This is a genomic window from Vibrio penaeicida (genome assembly GCF_030689305.1).
Taxonomy (GTDB): domain Bacteria; phylum Pseudomonadota; class Gammaproteobacteria; order Enterobacterales; family Vibrionaceae; genus Vibrio; species Vibrio penaeicida_B.
The window spans coordinates 306686-326198 of sequence record NZ_JAUYVM010000005.1; the positions used below are offsets into that span (position 1 = coordinate 306686).

At 44.9% G+C, this 19513-nt stretch carries 18 protein-coding genes; 4 read left to right on the forward strand and 14 right to left on the reverse strand.

The window, feature by feature from the left end; genetic code table 11:
- Nucleotides 1-468 precede the first annotated feature (468 nt).
- Both Q8W40_RS11010 and Q8W40_RS11015 read right to left on the reverse strand, forming a co-directional pair.
- Nucleotides 469-1710: a cysteine desulfurase-like protein gene (locus Q8W40_RS11010; protein ID WP_305397187.1), complete on the reverse strand. Its 1242-nt coding sequence runs from the start codon at nucleotides 1708-1710 to the stop codon at nucleotides 469-471.
- On the reverse strand, nucleotides 1688-2326 hold the full coding sequence (locus Q8W40_RS11015; RefSeq protein WP_305397188.1) for a 2OG-Fe dioxygenase family protein: 639 nt from the start codon (nucleotides 2324-2326) through the stop codon (nucleotides 1688-1690). Before Q8W40_RS11015 ends, Q8W40_RS11010 begins: the two co-directional genes overlap by 23 nt.
- A 559-nt stretch (nucleotides 2327-2885) precedes the next feature.
- On the opposite strand from Q8W40_RS11015, the gene Q8W40_RS11020 reads away from it, so the two are divergent.
- The 3 genes from Q8W40_RS11020 (at nucleotide 2886) to Q8W40_RS11030 (ending at nucleotide 5527) form a co-directional block, all read left to right on the forward strand.
- On the forward strand, nucleotides 2886-3248 hold the full coding sequence (locus Q8W40_RS11020; RefSeq protein ID WP_305397189.1) for a PilZ domain-containing protein: 363 nt from the start codon (nucleotides 2886-2888) through the stop codon (nucleotides 3246-3248).
- Between the two features lie 115 nt (nucleotides 3249-3363).
- Nucleotides 3364-4512: an iron-containing alcohol dehydrogenase gene (locus Q8W40_RS11025; RefSeq protein WP_305397190.1), complete on the forward strand. Its 1149-nt coding sequence runs from the start codon at nucleotides 3364-3366 to the stop codon at nucleotides 4510-4512.
- Between the two features lie 115 nt (nucleotides 4513-4627).
- Nucleotides 4628-5527 (forward strand): LysR family transcriptional regulator, encoded by a 900-nt coding sequence (locus Q8W40_RS11030; protein ID WP_305397191.1) that lies wholly within the window; start codon nucleotides 4628-4630, stop codon nucleotides 5525-5527.
- A 28-nt stretch (nucleotides 5528-5555) separates the two neighbouring features.
- Here Q8W40_RS11030 and Q8W40_RS11035 read toward each other — a convergent pair whose 3' ends face one another.
- From Q8W40_RS11035 to Q8W40_RS11050, 4 genes are all read right to left on the reverse strand, one after another.
- On the reverse strand, nucleotides 5556-5813 hold the full coding sequence (locus Q8W40_RS11035) for a DUF3081 family protein (protein WP_305397192.1): 258 nt from the start codon (nucleotides 5811-5813) through the stop codon (nucleotides 5556-5558).
- Between the two features lie 518 nt (nucleotides 5814-6331).
- On the reverse strand, nucleotides 6332-7501 hold the full coding sequence (locus Q8W40_RS11040; protein WP_305397193.1) for a GGDEF domain-containing protein: 1170 nt from the start codon (nucleotides 7499-7501) through the stop codon (nucleotides 6332-6334).
- A gap of 148 nt (nucleotides 7502-7649) precedes the next feature.
- The gene (locus Q8W40_RS11045; protein WP_305397194.1) at nucleotides 7650-9269 is read right to left on the reverse strand and encodes an ABC transporter ATP-binding protein; all 1620 of its coding nucleotides are present in this window, start codon (nucleotides 9267-9269) and stop codon (nucleotides 7650-7652) included.
- 82 nt (nucleotides 9270-9351) lie between these two features.
- Nucleotides 9352-9846: a hypothetical protein gene (locus Q8W40_RS11050; RefSeq protein ID WP_305397195.1), complete on the reverse strand. Its 495-nt coding sequence runs from the start codon at nucleotides 9844-9846 to the stop codon at nucleotides 9352-9354.
- A 324-nt stretch (nucleotides 9847-10170) separates the two neighbouring features.
- Between Q8W40_RS11050 and Q8W40_RS11055 the strand changes: the two genes are divergently transcribed.
- Entirely contained in the window at nucleotides 10171-10890 is a 720-nt protein-coding gene (locus tag Q8W40_RS11055; protein WP_167404686.1) for a helix-turn-helix transcriptional regulator, read from the forward strand.
- A gap of 376 nt (nucleotides 10891-11266) precedes the next feature.
- Here Q8W40_RS11055 and Q8W40_RS11060 read toward each other — a convergent pair whose 3' ends face one another.
- The 8 genes from Q8W40_RS11060 to Q8W40_RS11095 all read right to left on the reverse strand — a co-directional run bounded on the left by Q8W40_RS11060 (nucleotide 11267) and on the right by Q8W40_RS11095 (nucleotide 19409).
- A complete protein-coding gene (locus Q8W40_RS11060) occupies nucleotides 11267-12736 on the reverse strand; it encodes a tripartite tricarboxylate transporter permease (RefSeq protein WP_104398465.1) in 1470 nt (489 codons plus the stop codon).
- A gap of 9 nt (nucleotides 12737-12745) precedes the next feature.
- Nucleotides 12746-13339: a hypothetical protein gene (locus Q8W40_RS11065; RefSeq protein WP_305397196.1), complete on the reverse strand. Its 594-nt coding sequence runs from the start codon at nucleotides 13337-13339 to the stop codon at nucleotides 12746-12748.
- Nucleotides 13340-13380: 41 nt separating this feature from the next.
- Nucleotides 13381-14328, reverse strand: a complete 948-nt coding sequence (locus Q8W40_RS11070; protein WP_104398466.1) for a tripartite tricarboxylate transporter substrate binding protein — start codon at nucleotides 14326-14328, stop codon at nucleotides 13381-13383.
- A 162-nt stretch (nucleotides 14329-14490) separates the two neighbouring features.
- The gene (locus Q8W40_RS11075) at nucleotides 14491-14994 is read right to left on the reverse strand and encodes a universal stress protein (protein WP_305397197.1); all 504 of its coding nucleotides are present in this window, start codon (nucleotides 14992-14994) and stop codon (nucleotides 14491-14493) included.
- A 99-nt stretch (nucleotides 14995-15093) separates the two neighbouring features.
- A complete protein-coding gene (locus Q8W40_RS11080) occupies nucleotides 15094-16506 on the reverse strand; it encodes an aldehyde dehydrogenase family protein (RefSeq protein WP_305397198.1) in 1413 nt (470 codons plus the stop codon).
- A gap of 46 nt (nucleotides 16507-16552) precedes the next feature.
- The gene (hpaA, locus tag Q8W40_RS11085) at nucleotides 16553-17566 is read right to left on the reverse strand and encodes a 4-hydroxyphenylacetate catabolism regulatory protein HpaA (RefSeq protein ID WP_305397199.1); all 1014 of its coding nucleotides are present in this window, start codon (nucleotides 17564-17566) and stop codon (nucleotides 16553-16555) included.
- 80 nt (nucleotides 17567-17646) lie between these two features.
- Nucleotides 17647-18009, reverse strand: a complete 363-nt coding sequence (locus Q8W40_RS11090; protein ID WP_305397200.1) for a cupin domain-containing protein — start codon at nucleotides 18007-18009, stop codon at nucleotides 17647-17649.
- Between the two features lie 101 nt (nucleotides 18010-18110).
- Nucleotides 18111-19409, reverse strand: coding sequence for an NAD(P)/FAD-dependent oxidoreductase (locus tag Q8W40_RS11095; protein ID WP_305397201.1), 1299 nt, complete (start codon nucleotides 19407-19409; stop codon nucleotides 18111-18113).
- Between the last annotated feature and the right edge of the window lie 104 nt (nucleotides 19410-19513).

Sequence of the window (19513 nt, forward strand, 5' to 3'; positions counted from 1 at the left end):
TTCCCTTTGATTTTTATCGATACTCCGTCAATGAGACTGGTTACATTTAGTTTATTTAATTGATTTCTATATTAATGATCTGAAAATATTGGATGATAAGTAGTAAATATCTTTTGAAAAAATAATGGCGTTAGAATAATCGAAGTGGTTTTAAAAACTTTGGTGATGGCTCTAGTTCTTAAATATGTATAAGGTCAGAAGAGATATTTATAATGAAGGTGTATTGGAAGTAGGAATATTTGCATAATTTTTAAAATTTACTGAACGAATTCCAATTGATCAAAAAAGCCAGCAATATATACCCAAGTAACCTCGCCCTTGGAAGCCCATATTCTGTCCCATTTCATCGTCAAAGAACTTGGAAAACTGCGTCCTTCTCCTTGAACTGGAACAGACTATGAGGCTCTGAATCCTGCATCTTGAGGTCACTTGGGTGTAATGCTGGCTTAGGTTTTTATAGGGTTGAAACTAAAGAATACTGCGTAGTGCGCTAAAGAATCGGTCAATTTCAGCTTTGGTATTGTAGTGCATTAGCCCAACTCTCAAAATGCCGCCTTTGTCTGTCACACCCAGTGCATCTGTTAATCTATCGGCGTACAAATGACCGCTCCACGTATAGATTTGCTGCGTTCCAAGATGCGAGGCGATTTCTGTCGGGTCAAGATCACCAAACCTAAGAGCGAACGTAGCGGTTCTATTGTTTGCAGTAGGCTCCCCGAATAATTCAATCGAGGGAAACTCTGTTAGGCGGGCGAGAAAATACGTCGCTAGTGATTCTTCATACTGTCGAATATTTCCGTAGGCTGATTCCAGTTGAGCTCTTAGGCTTTCCCCTTGTCCTAATGTCGCCAAATAATCGACAGCGTATGAGAATGCAGAGAGCGCTTCAAAGTTCAATGTACCCGTTTCCCAGCAGTTTGGGGCATAGGTCGGAGCGGGCTCCACTTTAAAAGGTGTGTATTGTTCTAAACAGTCTTTACGACCATAAATCACCCCAAGGTGCGGGCCGAAAAATTTGTAGGCAGAACCCGCAACAAAGTCTGCACCTAGCGTTTTTACATCGAGAATTTTGTGAGGCAAAAGGTGCACGGCATCAATAAAAACAACACTACCGTTCGCTTTTGAGAGCTGGGTGATTTTTTCTATATCGACCATTGTGCCAGACAGATTACTGGCCGCTGTAACGGCAACCAAACGTGTTTTTTCACTCAGTAAGGACTGAAACACCTCTAAGTCCAGATTACAGCTATTGTCTATAAAGGGAATGTAGTGGACTTTAACGCCTTTCAGTTGTGCTGCCATTGCCCAAGACGAACGGTTGGCACCGTGATCGGCATCGCTTAGGATGATCTCATCTCCTGCTTGCCAGTCTTGACTAATTGCGCGGCTAAAATGAAATGTCATGGTCGTCATGTTGGCACCAAAGACGATTTCATCTTTGGATGCAGCACCAAAAAGCGACGCCGCTTTTTCTCTACACGTATCGACCAAATTCACCGTGTTGTGGCTCACCGAGAAACGACCACCTAAGTTAGAATTACCTTGCGCTAAATAAGCGCCATAGCCTTCAATAACAGAGAGTGGAAGCTGGGTACCACCGGGACCGTCAAAATAGATGGGCGCTATTCCATTCTGGTGCACATTAAGCGCTGGGAATTGCTCTCTAAGACCCTCAACATTTTCTTGATTAAGCGGTAAATACGAAGACATCGCGAACTCCTTTTTCGCCCGCTACGCTAGAAAGCGTTTCAGAAATGTGGTGAAAAAAGCGTGAGTCATTGAGCACCACAAACTGGTTTTCTTCTAGCACCGTGTTTAAGTGGGGGTGTTGATCAACCGGAGAAGCAAAAATTTGTGTAAACCCACCGGTGATGTTTTTCCGTTGCACACAGAAAATGCCAACATATCGGTAGCCATCTTGGTGAATTCCTTCTGGTGCAGGGGCACTGGTTGTATTGGAACCGCAAGTCACACGAATTTGGTGTACATCTACAACCGAATTATCTTTGTCTGTCCCTGTTCTTTCCATAAACGATTTGATGAGGTGCTGAAAGTACGGTGTTTTCACCATTTCCTCATCCATTTTGGCAAAATCCCGTTCAACATCGCCTACCACTCTATTGAATTCTGAGGATTGCGTAAAAGTAGAGTGGGGCAAACGGGTTAACTCATTATTTGTAGATTGGAATCTTGCATAGGTACGATAACGGTGATCACTGTCGACGTATTGGTCTGCGGGGAGCTGCTCAAAGTAGGATGAAAGTTGCTCTGCTATGCTTTTGGGGGTTTGAAAAGCTTCAATCAGAAACTTGTTTTCCATTTCCATGATATATCCTTATTGTTCGATTTTGTGTTTAACAAATGATTAACAATAAGTCTATTATCCCGCCATTTAAATTGCTTTCAATACATAAAGCTTAATACGAATATATATTCTAGAATTAAAAGCTGTTAAGTTGGATTTTTGGTGTTTTGTGTTGGTTTTGTTTCTCATACTAGTTTAAATGTCTTTATATTTCATGCGTAACAAAATTAACAATAGGTTTTTCGTGAACAGCATCCCCCATTTAGCCCCTCGCTTTGCTTTATCACGCTACCCTATTTAAGGGACGTTTTACGTGGGATCAAGACGCTAACAAAAGGTGCTTTAAGCTCATTGAATAAATGAGCGCATTTTTGTTATAGAAATTGTTAAAGAAAAATGATGTTCAGCCGATGCTTATTATTGAGACAAGAATCATTTGATAGACCTTGAGCCGATAAAGAAGGCAGCAACTGTGATAAGTTAAGGTCTATCGCGACAGCAACGAGCTATGTCTCTAATGAACGGTCTTTAATGAACGATAGCATCCAGTTGCTGAGTGAAAAACGGAGTATTCACCATCATGAGCCAGACATCTGTTGAACAAAAGCGTCGATACTATCGCCTGCGATACCCAAAGCAGGAAAGACCTGTATTAAGAATCAAGGATCAGTATTACCACATTTGTGAAGTGTCGGAGAAAGGCATACGTGTCCTTATGGCAAATGTCGCGTCACTTTATCGAGGTCTGAGCATCGCTGGTACTCTGCGTTTGCATGGTAATACTCATATCTCTGTCGAAGGGGCAGTGTTAAGGTTCGATAACGATGAGGTTATCTTCCAATTGTCCAAAGGACCGAGCTTAAAGAATATGGTGGAAGAGCAGCGTCATATTCGGAAGAAATACCCTACGTTTTTCTCTAAACATGGACCTGTCGCAGCCTAGTAAAAGCCACTTTAGGCTATACTTACATTCAAATTCTATAACCCTGATTGACGCTGTCAATTAGGGTTTTTGCTTTCCCGAAAGGTCAACAAACCTAGGTACAAGAGGCATTGCAATGAAGTTTTCTTATGTAAACCCAACTCAAATCCATTTCGGTCAAGGTCAAATAGAAGCGCTATCAAAAGCGATTCCAACCTCCTCAAGTGTATTGGTGGTCTACGGCGGTGGATCGATTAAGAAAAATGGCGTCTATGATCAAGTCGTTGACGCTTTGAAAGCACACTGCTGGCAGGAGTTTTCAGGCGTCGAGCCCAATCCAACCAAAGAAACACTGGATAAAGCGGTTGAGATTGTTAAGCAAGATGACATTGAGTTTGTGCTTGGGGTCGGCGGCGGCTCTGTGATTGATGGCGTGAAATACATTGCAGCGGCCGCAAAATATGACGGAGATGGATGGGACATCTTAGAAGGCAAACATCAGGTGAAAGAAGCCGTAGCGCTTGGTGCGGTGTTAACGTTGCCTGCTACTGGGTCGGAATCTAACCCAGCAGCGGTGATAACCAAAAGTGAAACGCAGGACAAATTGTCGTTTTACCACCCAGCGGTGCAGCCAAAGTTCGCTATTTTGGATCCTGATGTAATGAAAACCCTCCCTAAACGTCAGTTGATTAACGGCATTGTCGACGCATGGATACACGTTTGTGAGCAGTACCTTACCAAGCCAAATGGTGCGATGGTTCAAGATGCGTATGCGGAATCGTTGCTTCGAACATTGAAGAACTTAGGTGAGCGTTTTGAGCAACGCGATAGCGACGAATGGCGTGCCAATCTTATGTGGACAGCCAATCAAGCGCTCAATGGTTTGATTGGTTCTGGCGTACCGCAAGATTGGTCAACTCATGTGATTGGTCATGAGCTTACGGCTTTGTACGGGGTCGATCACGCTCATTCGTTGGCGATCATTCAACCTTCATTGCTTCGAAATCAGCTTGAGTATAAAAAAGCGAAGCTGGAGCAACTAGGGCGAAATGTCTTTGGGTTAAAAGACTCGGATGAATTGGCAGAGCAAACTATTGATGCCCTAGAAGCTTTTTATCAAAGCGTGGGTATGGACACAAAGCTTACCGAGCACACCACAGACAAAGAAACAGCCGTACAAGCAGTATTGGCTAAACTTGAAGAACATGGGTTGGTTAAGCTGAGCGAGAACGGCAGTATCACTCTGGTGGAATCTAAAGCGATTTTGGAAAATGCGATAGCCTAGCTAAAGTGATGTAAGTAAACGGAATCAGAGTCAGACAAACGTGACCGTGCTCCTTTATTTTTTTGTCACTTAAGGAAATAATTGCTTCAATTATTGCCAAATTTAACAGAATGCGATGCGTAGTGATGACCTAATATTGTTCTATCAAGTAGTGGCTTTAGGCACATTCAGTAAAGCTGCGGAACAAAATGACTTAACGAATTCTGTCGTGAGTAAAAGGATCGCGCGACTTGAAGAAGAGTTGGGCGTGCAACTGCTGTATCGCACCACCAGAAAGCTTACTTTAACCGAAGCGGGAAAAGCCCTGTACCAAGGAGCCAAAAACGTTAACCAAGCGGTAAATGAAGCGATGGATGTGATTTCCGGTTTTGGAGAGAAGATAAGTGGCCATGTAAAAATGTCGGTGCCCAGTATTTCTGGCGATCTTATCTTGGCGGACGCGGTCGCAGAATTCTGTAACATGCACCCTGGGCTAACGGTTGATATGTCTTTGGACAATCGCTTTGTCGATTTGGTAGAAGGGGGCTTTGACTTAGTTATTCGAACCGGATATTTGGAAGACTCCAGTTTGATTGCTCGTCATATTCTCGACTCGCAATGGCTAGTATGCGCTTCGCCATCTTACATCGCTAAAAATGGCAAACCGCTAAAGCCAGAAGACTTAAGCAGCCACAACTGCTTGCAATACGCTTACCAAACCACGGGTGCGTCAGACTGGGAATTTAAGTCTTCTAAAGGGAATTACATTGTGAAGGTATCAGGTTCGTTCTCGACGGATAATGCCACCGCCCTACGCAAGGCGGCACTGGGTGGGCATGGTATTGCTTATGTCCCTCGTTGTTTGGTGTATCACGATATTAGAAGCGGTGAACTTGTCGATATCTTCCCAGAACTTGTAGGTAAAAAGCTCGGAATCTACGCCGTTTACCCATTTACACGTCAACCGCCTAAAAAAGTGAGTTTGCTCATCGAGCACATTCGCACTCGCTACCTAGCAATCTCACATTACTTTTAGTTGTGAGATTATCGCCGCCAACCTCGAGCTAATAGTTTCGATTAATCACCTCAAGGCTTTTCATGAAGCCTTTGAAGTGCTCTTCCTTTTGATACTCGAATTGGTACTTGTTGTGGAAAAATATATACAAGGTGACTTGCGGTGTGGCTAGGTACACAGTGTATTCATCGTAACCTGTTCCTGCCTCTATGCCTTCGAGCACATAGCCTTTTTCTGATTTAATCCCACTTTTTCTAATTTTGTCCATTACCGTTAGAACAAAGAGGATATCCAGTTGATTTTTCATAGTCTTTACTCTTGTTGTAGCGCACCTAATATATACCCAAGTCACCTCAAGATGCAGGATTCAGAGCCTCATATTCTGTTTCAGTTCAAGCCTCTTTATTTCAAAAAATCAGGAACGCAGCGGAATGATGAATCCTTTCCAAGTTCTTTGACGAAGAAATGGAACAGAATATGGGCTCCCAAGGGCGAGTTTAACTGGCTTTCATACTGCGTTACCGATTTTTGATTTAGAACCACTAAATCATCAAATCGGTGCCTTGTCTTAAAGACAGTTAAATCTCGCTGAACCAAGCATCTTGAGGTCACTTGGGTATATATACGGATCCATTCGTTGATTAGGTTACAAAGTAAAGAAACGATAAGGGAAATAGTGTGATTCGATGTGCCAAGATGCGTCTAACTATGCGATAGAAGCGACATGACGATAGAAACGACATGCCTGATTCATCGGAGTCACATGTCTTAGAGCAAGCTGCTTATCTTAAAGCAAACTGGTTATCTTGAAGTGAAATGAGCAACTTACAGTTCTTTCAACGCCGAGCCATGTCTATTGAAGGGTTTCACATTACTGGCTTTTTTATTCCCGGATTGAATGTTGTGATAAAACTCATAGTTGTTTTTGCCATCGCATTTAGCGGCATACATGGCTTTATCGGCACAGCGAAGCAATTCTGGCAGCTCAAAAGCATCTTGCCCATACACGGATACTCCAACGCTCAACGTCACATAATTGACCTGATTGTTGACTTGGTAGCCGTCGTTAAACAAAGACGTGATACGTCCTATGATGCTTTCTAGTACATGTGCACTGGGAATATCGTAGAGCAACACAACGAATTCATCCCCAGCATATCGGGCGATGGAAAACTCATCCTTTTGGTCCTTTCGGCTTTTTGTACGCAGGTTATTTGCAAGCCTTTGTCCAAAGCTTTGTAATACTCTGTCGCCAACGGAATGACCAAAATTGTCATTAATTTCTTTGAAGTTATCAATATCGATAAAAACCAATGCCGCTATTTTGGAGCTGTGTCTGAGCTCTTTGAGCTTAGGTTCTGCCCATTTTTCAAAACTCCATCGGTTTGCCAATCCAGTGAGTGCATCTCTATAGGCTAAGTCTTCAATGCCTTCTTGATACAGTGATAATACATAGTGATTGGTTTTGCAGTATTGATAGGCAAAGTAATGGCAAATTGCCAAGAAGGCCAACATGCTTGTTAAGAAGCGTCCAACGGAAAACTCTGAATAGTCGGCTGATAAATAAGGGAAATTGGGAGAGGTAAACGCCACAATACAAAATACAAAGAAACTCGTCGTGGCTAACACTGCGCCTCTTACCGAATTTACAAAAATGATGGTAGCAAGAATAGGGTAAATCCAATAAACGGAAGACTTGGACAAACCGCCAGTTAGGATCAGTACAATCGCATGGGTAACAAGAACAAGCGTAAGGACATGAGCAGCTTTCGTGTAGTGACCACGGCTAAGAAATAAAGCGAGATTGGAAAAGACAACCAGCGCACTGATGTAGTTGATGGAGCCCTGGAAGTGGTCTCCATTACTTATACTTAGAAATCCAAATACCGAAAGTAGAATGAAGACGATTACAGATAAAACGATGAGGGTACGTTTTCTGCGCAGTAGCCGAACGTCTGCCATTTCTTCTAGCTTTCGACCTGCCATGTTGTACATGTGTCTAGCCTAGCCTTTTTTATTATGTAGCTAAAAGCATAGTACATACACACATATTTGCTTCATGATTGTAGGGTTTTTTTGCAATAAAAAATGCCTCTTATTATCAAGAAGCATTTTAAATATTTAAGCTCTTGATTTTCTTGTTTTATGCAACAAGATCCTCATCAAGATCAAATGACGCATCAATCAGTTTTTGCGTGTATTCGTGCTGAGGATTACTAAAGATCTCTTCCGCTGATCCTTCTTCCATCACGACACCTTTCTGCATCACCATAACGCGGTCAGAAAGCGCTTTAACAACACTCAAATCGTGGCTAATGAACAGGAAGCCGATGTTGTGCTTCTTCTGAATATCCTTTAGCAGGTCGATAACCGTTAGCTGTACAGAACGGTCAAGAGCGGACGTTGGCTCATCCAGAAGAATGAACGAAGGCTCAAGAATCAAGGCACGAGCGATAGCAATACGCTGACGTTGACCACCTGAAAATTCGTGCGGATAGCGGTTAATTGAGTTCGAATCTAAACGGACTTCCTCCAATGCTTGGCGTGCTCTTGCCATGCGTTCAGAGCGGTTAAGACCAGGTTGATGCACCGTTAGGGATTCCGTAATGATATCGCCAACCGTCATACGAGGAGAAAGCGAACCATACGGGTCTTGGAATACCATTTGAACGTCTTTTTTCAGTTCAAATTTTTCTTTCTCAGTTAGCGTACTTATATCACGACCGCGATAAGCAATCTTACCTTCAGACGGCAGTAAGCCAATTAAAGCACGCCCTAGCGTGGATTTACCTGAACCCGACTCACCTACAATCCCCAACGTTTCACCTTGCTTCAGTTCAAGGGAAATGCCTTTAACAGCTTCAAAGTATTGGTTCTTGCTTGGTAGAAAATGCGATTTGATAAGGAACTTAACGCGAATATCGTCCGCTTTAAGAAGATCAACGGCATCTTCGGCGACTGGATCTTTACTGCCATGCGGAATAGAGTTGATCAGCATTTTTGTGTAGTCTTCAGTCGGATTCTTGAACAATTCTGCTGTTTGACCTTCCTCTACAACATCACCTTTACACATCACGATCACACGATCAGCAAAGTGTTTAACGACACCTAAATCGTGCGTGATGAACAGGATAGCCATGCCCATCTTTTCCTGAATTTCTTTAATCAGGTTAAGTACTTCCGCTTGCACAGTTACGTCGAGTGCAGTGGTTGGCTCGTCTGCAATCAAAAGATCAGGTTCGTTCATTAGTGCCATTGCAATCATGATACGTTGCAGCTGGCCGCCAGAGAATTCATGTGGGTACTTGGTGTACGCTGTCTCTGGGTTTGGGAGATGAACAAGGTTGAACAGTTCAAGTACTCTTTCTTTCGCTTTTGACTGGCTTACCTTACGGTGGCACATCAGTGCTTCAGCAACCTGAATACCGACGCGCATGTACGGGTTCAAAGAGGTCATTGGTTCCTGAAAAATCATACCGATTCGGTCGCCGCGAATGGATTGCATTTCTTTTTCAGAAAGATCCAGAATGGAGTTACCTTCAAACTGAATGTCGGCTTCAGCTGGAATAATAGAGTTATGTGGAAGAAGGCGCATAATGGCGTTTGTCGAAACCGACTTTCCTGAGCCCGACTCTCCAACGATTGCCAATGTTTCGCCCTTTTTCAGGTCGAAATGAACATTCTTTACTGCGTGTACAGGACCATCGTTGGTCGTAAAGGTTACTGACAGATCGCGAACTGTAAGAATTGGGGACTGTGACATTGAACTTCCTTATTAGGGTCTGTTGACCTTTCGAGATTATTTTTGCAGCCATTTATGGGTTCTTTTTACAAGGCAGACCCTATTAATTCAGAGTGTATACCGCGCTGGTTCTCTCTGAATACAGCTTTAGTTGGTTGAAGTGGTGGTGTGCTTTTTGAAGGGCATCCAGCTCCAACTGCCAACTGGCATTACGTTGAGCCGCACAAAATGCCGCAATATGGCGGAATATTGTTTCACTATGCTGGATAAGTGTTGGCTCGACGGCACGAACAATATCATACTGTTCGAGCGCAAGAAACTGCATGTGCGCATAAGTCTGGTTTAGCAGGTCGAATGCTTCGCGTTGTTGCCCCATTTTGTTCAGGATTTCAGACTGGCTAATGGCCGCGTCTTTCAACCCGGCTAGCAAACAACTCATTTGACATGGCTTGATGTCTTCACTTTCTGCTGCTTGCGTAACATAAATCGGGAGATGTTCTAATACATCGTTATATAGGTATTGTGCTTCGGGCCAGTGTCCTTGTTCTAACAACTCTTCGGCTTTAATAAAGCGCGCCCAACACTGTTCTAAATCCATATCCCGATCCTGTTTACACAAAAGTGGGTGATAATTTAAATGAAAACCATTATCAAATGCAAATAATTCTAACTCCACTGTGAATAACAGCGATTTATCCCAAACACGCGGTTAATTTCGAAGCCGAGGGAATTTTTGGGTGTCATTTGAATCTATTTATTAAGAGGCTCATTGATTATTGAAATAAGGTCTCATTTCTTAAAAGTAAGAATGTTGTTAATAGTTTAAATAGTTGTTTAATTTGTGTGATCGAAATAACGTGGTGTGAACGGAAAAGCCGATAATATGGGGCTTAACAGCAGATTTTATGGAGGCTGGATAACCATGACACACCAAGCTCAAGGATCCCAATTAGAGAAATTAAACCAGTTTCAAGATGAGCTACTTGGTTTGTTTTCTGGCGTGTTTAATTTTTCCAAAATGGCGAGTTATCTGGTCGACGAACAAGCGAAACCGATTTGCTATAAATCGGTTAAGATCCAACCATCGATGCATCGGGAATATCTCGATCACTTCTACAAAACGGATCCTCTCCATCCAACCAACTTTCGATTTTCTGCCGCGAAAGTCGTAAAAATGAGCGATTTAGTGCCCGCACAACAGCGTGCCTCGCACACATATTTCAAAGACTTTATTCGCCCATGGAAAATCAACGACATCATCGAGCTCTTTTTCCATGTAGATGGCAAGCTGGTGGCGGGTGCCGCTATGTTTGTCGGTAACAACCAAAATACCATGGGTACGGACGATGTGATGAAGTTACACCACATGCATCGGTACATTGAATTCTCGTTAAATCAAAGCTTATCGACGCCGGAATCCATGAGTTACCAAGCATTTTGCGACCAATATTCTCTAACCGAGAAAGAACGATTGGTGGCTCAATTTGCTTTGCAAGGCATGCCAAATAAAGCGATTGCTAACGAGTTATGTTGCAGTTTGCCGACAGTGAAAACGCACCTTCAGCACATTTTCGCCAAAATGGAAATCAACAGCAAAGTTGAACTGACCAGCTTAGTGTATCGCAACAATTGTACGGTTTAATGTTTATACTCAAACCACCTCAAGGTGCAGGATTCAGAGCTCTATCTTCTGTGTCAGTTCAAGGAAAAGAACGAAGTGGAATGACGAGTCCTTTCCAAGTTCTTTGACGATGAAATGGGACAGAAGATGAGCTCCCAAGGGCGAGTTTGCTTGGTTTTCATGCTGCGTAACCAATTCTTGATTTAGAGCCACTAGATCTGCAAATTGGTACCTTGCCTGAAAACCAAGCAATTCTCGCTGAACCTAGCATCTTGAGGTGATTTGAGTATACGCCTTTATGTATCTATCTATTTTGAAATAAACAAAACCACTTTGAAATAAAGAAAAAACCTGCAATGGTCCTCATTGCAGGTAATTGAACCTTATCTCTATTTCCTTATCTCTTTTTCAAAGAGAGGGCATACACCACGATCGAAAGTATTGTGAGCCCTAATAATGTTGCCGCGATTGGGCGCGTAACCAGTATCGACAAATCACCATCTGCGACTCCGAGTGCTTGTCGCATTCGCACCATAAACACTGGCCCTAAAACCAACCCAAGTACAATAGGCACTGCAGGTATGTTCTTTTTGCGTAACACATAGCCTAAGCCTGCAAATCCAAGCGCGATAATGGCATCGGAAAACTGGTAGTTTTGGCTATAGCTACCAATAAAACCCAGAACTAAGATAAAGGCGCCAATAAACCGACCACGAATTCGGGTGAGGTTAACAATCCATTTGGTCGCGAAGGTTAAATACAAAAAGACCACCACATTGATCAGCAAAAGCGACAAATACAGCCCAGAGATAAACTCCGGTCTTTCAACAAAAAGGGTTGGACCGGGAATGTAGTTGTGCACCATAAATACGGCTAATAGCATCGCCATTAACGCATCAGCAGGAATGCCAAATGCCAGAAGAGGGATCATGACCGATGCTGTCACGGCATTGTTGGAGGTTTCTGAGGCAATCAGCCCTTCTTCTGCGCCATCGCCGAATTTTTCCGGAGTTTTCGAAAACTTTTGGGCCAATGTGTAAGAGAAAAACTGAGAGCCGAACTCGCCAACCCCAGGTAATAGCCCCATCACCACGCCCAGAGCAGCAGAGCGAGCGACGGTAATTTTATGTTTTGCCAGTGTGATTAAGCCAGAGAAGTACCCTTTACCTTCAAGTTTGGTGGTCTTGGCATCGCCGCCTTTTTGGGAAAGCAGCACGAAAGCTTGAGACATCGCGAACAGCCCGATTACCGCTGGAACCAGCGGAATCCCACCAAGTAGCCATTCCTGACCAAAGGTATAAGTTAACGTGTTGTATGAGCGATCCACGCCAACGGAACCAAAGAAGATACCGAGCCCGAGCATCATGGCGGCATCAAGCACTTGGTTGCGATGCGCTAAAACCACAAACACCATACCCAACAACGCGAGCATGGCAAATTCAGCCGAACCAAAATGCGTAGCGACCTGCGATAAAATGGGCGCAAGGAAAACCAAAGAAAGAATACTCACCAAGCCACCCACAAAGGAAGCAGAATAAGCTATTGAGAGTGCTTTTTTCCCTTCGCCCCGCTGGGTCATGGGGTAGCCATCGTAAGTGGTTAATACCGCTACAGGAGTGCCGGGTGTGTTCATCAAAATAGCAGGAATGGCACCCCCATACCAAGCGCCGCCATACACGCCAACCAGTAAGCTAACGCCAGCTAATGGCTCCATTGAAAAGCTGATTGGCAATAAAATAGCCATTACACCGGCAGGTTCTAAACCTGGGATAGATCCAATGGTCACCCCAATAAGCGCCCCAAGTAAGATGGCACTCAGTACACTAACCGTTCCGACTTCTGCAAGCCCTAACATTAATGATTCCATGTTATCTCCTTACAGATATTGATTGGCAAACAGCGACCAAGATTCTGGCAGCAACCCATATAGCCAAACATCCGGTAGCCACAGGTTCAACATAACCCTGAATATGATCACAACGGCTGCCACACCAAGAACGCTTATCATCAACCAAAAGCCATCCAGTAATCGGCTTACCCACAGCAAAGTGCAAACAAAAAGCAATGTAGCTGGCGCAAACCCCATAATGGACAGCGAGTGAATGTAAAGTGCAAACAAAGCACCAGCAATAATAGCGACACGATAGCTGGCAATGGCCTCGGCACCAGAATCCAAAGCTCGGATGGGATGAAGAGAAAAACGTCGAATGTGGTACAGCACTTTGAGTAGGGCAAAAACCACAAAAACGCCCAAACCTAACGCGGGACCCATCATCGGCTGGGTGTACCAACCACGTTTGGTTTTTACCCACGATGCTTGCTCGGGTAAGAACCACAGCAGAAGTAATCCGCACACAGCAAAGAAGACGAAAATTCCGCCTGTCCCTTTGTTCTCCAACCTTTTATTTGTTTCCGAATGGGGGCTGTCAGGTACAGGCTTTGTGTCGAGAGAATGGGTTTCAGAGATCATACTGCACTCCTTGGAAGGGGGGGGTATCACCCCCCTTTCGATTACTGATTCATGAAATTGAGCAGTGATCTCGCTTGTTCAAAGTCTTTCGCTAACAGGGCTTCTGCATCTTTACCACCTAGCCAATAGACACCGGCACCCGTATTCATGCTGATGTCCTTAACACGGTCAGCTTGAAGCGCTTTCTGAGCGATACCCGCGATTTTGTCCTTGATCGCTTGAGGCGTACCTTTCTTCACAAACAGACCGTTCCACGTTGTTTGCGTAATGCCTGTTTGTTCCGCTAATGTCGCGACATCAGGCGAAATAGAAAGGCGATCGCGGCTGATCGAAGTGAGCAGCTTTACATCACCAGAGTTCAAGCACGCCAGAATGAGCTGAGTTGTGGTGTTGATGACATCCGCATCACCATTTGCCAAGGTTGAACAATCCAACACATCAAATGGTGCATCCGAAGAAAACTTGATTCCGATTTGGTCAGCGGCTTTAAAGGTAATTGCGGTAGGTAAGGCTTGATAGCCAAAATGCCCTAATGTGACTTTGTTGCTTTTAGAGTAAGCCGCCAACTCCTCCAGATTGTTATAAGGCGCGTCTGACTTCACCGCAATGGCGAATGGGTAATCGAGGAAAATCCCAACGGGTTCAAACGTGGATTGGTCGAATGGTGCAGTGCCATACAGCACTTGCGTTGTGAGTATATCAGCAACGAAAGAGCCAATCACCAGCCCATCAGGACGAGAGCGAGAGACATCCGTCGCACCTACCACACCGCCACCACCGGGCTTATTAACGACAGACGCAGGTTTACCCGTTTCTTTCGACATTTCTTCCGCAATCACACGAGTAAGAATGTCTTCCAAATCGCCCGGAGGCCATGGCACAACAAACTTAACTGGGCGATTGGGATAATTAGCGGACAGTGCTGCAAAACTGGTCATCAGACCGGCAGCAATAAGAGCAGCCTTCATGGCTTTAGTTACACGTTTCATAAACTTCCCTTTCTGTGTTGGGTCGATAAGTCTGAGTCGTCAATCGCTTGGCAGGCAAATGTTCAGCAGGCTTATCATGGAGGTGTTTCACTTTTAGCTGACTTTTATTCCGTTAGCTTATTCTTGGCTAACTTATTCTTTACTAAATTTTTATTTACCAATTTATTCTTTGCTAGCCGACGCTTGGCTGAGTGGAACAATGAGTACAGGAATATCACTCTGACTGATGACTTTAAGGGCGGTTGACCCTAAAAACAGACGCGATATCGCGTTTGCTTCCCTGTCTCCCATTACAATAAGTTGTGCGCTATGTTTTCGAGCGCAGGATAAGATCACCTCATGCGGTTCACCTATCTGAGTTTGAATTTGTGGAGGCTGTGGTAAGGCAGTCACGTTATCCAGCTCGCTTTCTAAAAAAGATTGAATGCGCTGCTGAATGCGTGCTTGAGCATCTGCCATTATTTGATCGGTATGCTTTTGATTCACCTTTTTAGGGAGATAACTCACCATTACCTGCTGAGTCAGCTCTCCAATGGGTGGAATCGCATGAAGAAATACAATTTTGGCATCATGTGCAATGGCCTGTTTAACGGCAGCTCGAAACGCTGGGCGACTGCCTTTTTGCAAATCCGATGCGTAAATAATCGTATTAATATCAGTAAGCATATCCATTGCCTCTACATTTTCTGTATTGAACCATTCAAGTTCATCCCGCTAGTATCAGGTATCAACCATTGGGATGAGCTGAACGTTAACCTCTGTTTTTTAGCGATTTATATTGATTAACTGAGGTTGAGTATTTTCCAATAACCCTTCTTCACCGAATTCCACGCCGAACCCCGACATTTTGTTGCCGCCAAAGGGTGCATGAGGCAGTACTTCGGCGTGACCATTAATCCACACTGTGCCGCACTCCATTCTTTGAGCAACCTGTTGAGCTTGTTCGGTATCGCTTCCCCACACTGAGCCACCGAGCCCCATATCGCTGTCGTTAGCGAGCTGAATGGCTTGTTCGACGGTTTGATAGGGGATCACGGGTAACACAGGGCCAAATTGTTCTTCATCGACCAATCGAATACCGTTAGATACATTCGCTACAATGGTTGGCGGGAATAGGTAGCCTTCGTCACTGACTGGTTTGCCTCCCGTCAGTACTTTGGCTCCTTGGGCAACGGCATCGTCGATGAGCTCTTGCACTTTGTTGAATTGATTCAGGTTTTGTACAGGGCCAAAGGTCACGCCTTCTTCCAAACCTGCTCCGACGCGTTGTGATTGTGCGATTTCAGTGAGCGCTTGACAGACTTCTTCATATTGGCTTTCGTGCACGTATAAGCGTTTCAGTGCTGCGCAGGTTTGCCCCATATTGATGAAAGAGGTTTGGAATAGCCCCTGAGCGAAAGCCTGTACATCGCTATTTGGCAGGACAATGGCAGCGTCGTTACCACCGAGTTCTAGAGTTAGGCGTTTCAGATTGCCCGACGCTGCGCTCATGATGCGTTGCCCTGTTGGGGTAGAACCCGTGAATACGATTTTATTGATGCCTTTATGCTCACTGATGGCTTGACCGAGTTCGCCGCCCCCTGAAATCACGTTAATCACCCCATCTGGCAGTACATCTGCCATGATTTCGACCATACGAATCGTGCTGAATGGCGTAAGCTCTGAAGGTTTGATAATCACACAGTTTCCAGTACGCAACGCGGGCATTACATGCCAAACCGCAATCATCAGCGGCCAGTTCCAAGGCGTAATAGATGCAACAACGCCAATGGGTTTATGGTGCAATTCGATGCGTTTAGTATCGTCATCTTGAATCATTTTAACGGGCACGTCGGCACCAGCGGAGTAACGAGTCCATGCCACAGCACCACCCACTTCCATTCTTGCTAAATCGAGCGGCTTACCTTGTTCTTCCACAATCAGAGTGGCGAGCTCTTCCATTGCGGCTTCAAGATTGTCGGCAATTTCCGTCAGCATTGCCTTGCGCGTCATGTGGCTGACGTTTTTCCAGCTTTCAAATGCTTGTTTCGCTGATTCCACAGCAAGGTTTAGCAGCTTCGAAGATGCTTCTGGCGCGTCTCTAAGTACTTGCCCTGTGGCTGGGTTAATAACAGGGCGCGGAGGCAGATCACCAGCACGTTTTTGGCCGTTGATGATCAATCCAAAGCGGTTATCCATAACAAAATCTCCTGATGTTGATTGAAAGCGCAGCAATCGCTGGGGGTTACCCTGCTGATGGTTTCTGCTGGCTTTCCCGGTAGTTGCTTGCGGTTACGCCAGACATCCGGCGAAAAAAGCGAGCGAAATAAGCAGGGTCGTGAAACCCGAGTTCGTAGCCAATTTGGGTAATGGGTTTTTGGGTAAGCCCAATCAAACGTTTGGATTCTTGTAAAACCCGTTCGTTAACCAAGCGTTTCGCCGATTTTTCGCTTACGCGTTGGCAAATGCTATTAAGCCGAGATTCGGTCACACACAGCTCGCTGGCGTATTGGGATAATGTCCAATGGTGGACAAACTGTGCTTCGATCAGCTTGTGAAATTGGTGAAATATTTGAGCATCAATATCGCGAACAGAAGACGCCGAATTGGTTTCGTCTGACATACGAATGATTTCAATCAAAACCAAGCGCACCAACGAATACAACGCCTTAGCTTTTTCCGTGCGGTCGTTGCTGTATTCATCGTTTAGCAAGGCAAGCAACGTAAGAATTCGATTAAGCGACGCTTTATGATTACCAAGCGGAATGCAAACCCCTTTAGTGGCAAACAATCCCTTGTCGTTTAAAGCGGACGTTTGGCTGAGTATTTGCCATACGAATTGCTGTCGAATGGTCAGCACGTAGCCTTCTGTTTCCGTTGAAATAGTGAACCCATGCGGCACCGTGGGCGGGGTAAAAAACAGCACCGGACCTTCACAGTGATAGGTACGGTTATCCAGTTGCAAACGAATGTTACCCGACATCACTACATGCACTTGATAGAAGCGATCGTGATAGTGCACTGGCATATCGTGACCGAAGAAATCCGCCAGATTCTGTATCTGTTCGAAGTGAACTTCGCTATCGATATAGCGTCGGTCGTACGCTTGTCCGATATCGATATTCGGAATACGTGATGTCGCTATATTCTTTTGCGTAACATTGGCTTGCGCGCCATTGTCTTTTGCGACATTGTCTTGCACCGCATTGGTTTGAGCTAAATTAGCTTGCGTGATGCTTTTGGTGTTTGTCGGACTCATAAATCCCCCGAAAAATGCTTCTCTGCTGATGCTTATGTCTGCGAATGGCTAAGGGAGAACCAGCAGAGAAGTGTCAAACTTTACTGAGCAACTGCTAAGTAGTGTTTTACAAACTTGGGCGTGCGGATGTGCCAACGCACTTTTGTGCCTTGCTCCACAAACCAAGAATCGCCTTGCTTGTAAGTGTGGGATTCGCCTGTCTCTTCATTGGTAAGTTCGACTTCACCTTCCAAAACCGTAGCGTGCTCTGTGAAGGGGTATTGCATACTGAATTCGCCTTCTGTACAGCCAAACAAACCGCAGCTCAATGCGTCTTCGGGGGTGCCTGAAATCATCGCTACCTCGGCCTGAGGTGAACCAGAGATCACGGTTGAACCAAGGTTTTCGACACTGCCGAGAGACATCATTTTAGGCAGGGGTTGATTCAATAGAATAGGTTTCATTGGTATTTCCTTTTTCGTTGACTTTTATAAGCGTATTTATTGGTGAAGCACTTGTTTTAATTGTGTATTGGTTAATAACGTGTACCAGTGAGAAGAGCGATTTAGCGCCTGCCCATCCAGTAGCCCGAGATTTGGTGGAAAAGCTTGCCGCTGGTCACGAGCAATGGCCGGGCAACATCCTTTCCGATGACACGTGTCAGTGGTATTGAACTCATTAAGCTGTAGCGATCGGTGCTTTCGCTCATCCCTTCTGCCAACACTTTGCAAACAATATGGCTTGGGGTTACGCCAAAGCCAGAATAGCCCTGTACGTAAAACACATTGTCGTGTCCCTCAAGTGTTCCGACTTGTGGAAACAGATTAGCGGAACAACAAAGCGGTCCACCCCACGCCATGTCGATTTTCACGCCTTTCAGGTATGGGAAAATCGTCAACATATGTTTGCGGTTCCATGCCTTTAAATCGCTCGGCATGTATTCGACCCAGCGCGTTGCGCTACCAAATAGCAGGCGATTCTCTTTGGTGACTCGGTAGTAATCGATAACCGGGCGAATGTCGCTGTAGGCACCGCGAATCGGGCTGATGCGTTCAATCATCTCGTCGCTGAGTGGCTCGGTTGCCATTTGGAAGGCATAAGTATTGATGGTGTGTTGATGTAAGTGAGGTTCCATGCCCTGCAAAAAACCATTACATGCCCACAGGAGTTTCTTCGCGGTGACTGTGCCTTTAGCAGTACGCACTTTGATTTGTTCACCGTATTCCACATCCAGCGCTTGGGTGTTTTCGTAAATAGAGATACCCAATTCAGAGGCAGCTTTTGCTTCGCCAAGTAGCAAGTTCAACGAATGAATATGACCTGCGCCCATGTGTTTCAGCGCGCACGAGTATGCTGGTGAGCCAATAACGTCTTGCACTTCCGATCCGGTATGCAGTGTGATTTCTTCGTCTGGCGTGGCTTTTTTAAACTCGTCCATCCAAGTACGCAGCGTTTTTTCCTGACGACCGTTAAAGCCCAGATACGCGTAACCCTGACAAAAATCCGCATCGATATTGTACTTTTCCACGCGCTCACGAATGATGCTTGCGCCGATGTTGCCCAGCTTAAAAAGTTCTTCGAGCCCATCTTTGCCAACGTGCTTCTTTACCGTGTCCAAATCGTGACCTAATCCCGCCATAATCTGGCCACCGTTGCGACCTGTACCACCATAACCAAGGTGTTTGGCTTCCAATACAGCAACATTGGTGATGCCTTTTTCTGCCAGTTCCAAAGCGGTGTTGATGCCTGTGAAACCACCACCAATGATCACGACGTCCACATCAAGATCATTGTCCAATGTCGGAAACGACAAGTCGTATTTCTTGGTAGCAGCGTAGTAAGTAAGAGAATTTAAATGTTCCATAATATTGTTCTTCTAATTTCCATTCTGTCTTTGGTTCCAGACCCAAACTCAATAGTCGTTGGGAGGGCTAATTACCATTTAGCCAAGTTTTGAGATTGGTCTAT

Coding starts and splice junctions, on each gene's coding strand:
- Q8W40_RS11010 (WP_305397187.1), bottom strand. CDS start 1,710: ATGTCTTCGTATTTACCGCTTAATCAAGAAAATGTTGAGGGTCTTAGA.
- Q8W40_RS11015 (WP_305397188.1), bottom strand. CDS start 2,326: ATGGAAATGGAAAACAAGTTTCTGATTGAAGCTTTTCAAACCCCCAAA.
- Q8W40_RS11020 (WP_305397189.1), top strand. CDS start 2,886: ATGAGCCAGACATCTGTTGAACAAAAGCGTCGATACTATCGCCTGCGA.
- Q8W40_RS11025 (WP_305397190.1), top strand. CDS start 3,364: ATGAAGTTTTCTTATGTAAACCCAACTCAAATCCATTTCGGTCAAGGT.
- Q8W40_RS11030 (WP_305397191.1), top strand. CDS start 4,628: ATGCGTAGTGATGACCTAATATTGTTCTATCAAGTAGTGGCTTTAGGC.
- Q8W40_RS11035 (WP_305397192.1), bottom strand. CDS start 5,813: ATGAAAAATCAACTGGATATCCTCTTTGTTCTAACGGTAATGGACAAA.
- Q8W40_RS11040 (WP_305397193.1), bottom strand. CDS start 7,501: ATGTACAACATGGCAGGTCGAAAGCTAGAAGAAATGGCAGACGTTCGG.
- Q8W40_RS11045 (WP_305397194.1), bottom strand. CDS start 9,269: ATGTCACAGTCCCCAATTCTTACAGTTCGCGATCTGTCAGTAACCTTT.
- Q8W40_RS11050 (WP_305397195.1), bottom strand. CDS start 9,846: ATGGATTTAGAACAGTGTTGGGCGCGCTTTATTAAAGCCGAAGAGTTG.
- Q8W40_RS11055 (WP_167404686.1), top strand. CDS start 10,171: ATGACACACCAAGCTCAAGGATCCCAATTAGAGAAATTAAACCAGTTT.
- Q8W40_RS11060 (WP_104398465.1), bottom strand. CDS start 12,736: ATGGAATCATTAATGTTAGGGCTTGCAGAAGTCGGAACGGTTAGTGTA.
- Q8W40_RS11065 (WP_305397196.1), bottom strand. CDS start 13,339: ATGATCTCTGAAACCCATTCTCTCGACACAAAGCCTGTACCTGACAGC.
- Q8W40_RS11070 (WP_104398466.1), bottom strand. CDS start 14,328: ATGAAACGTGTAACTAAAGCCATGAAGGCTGCTCTTATTGCTGCCGGT.
- Q8W40_RS11075 (WP_305397197.1), bottom strand. CDS start 14,994: ATGCTTACTGATATTAATACGATTATTTACGCATCGGATTTGCAAAAA.
- Q8W40_RS11080 (WP_305397198.1), bottom strand. CDS start 16,506: ATGGATAACCGCTTTGGATTGATCATCAACGGCCAAAAACGTGCTGGT.
- hpaA (WP_305397199.1), bottom strand. CDS start 17,566: ATGAGTCCGACAAACACCAAAAGCATCACGCAAGCTAATTTAGCTCAA.
- Q8W40_RS11090 (WP_305397200.1), bottom strand. CDS start 18,009: ATGAAACCTATTCTATTGAATCAACCCCTGCCTAAAATGATGTCTCTC.
- Q8W40_RS11095 (WP_305397201.1), bottom strand. CDS start 19,409: ATGGAACATTTAAATTCTCTTACTTACTACGCTGCTACCAAGAAATAC.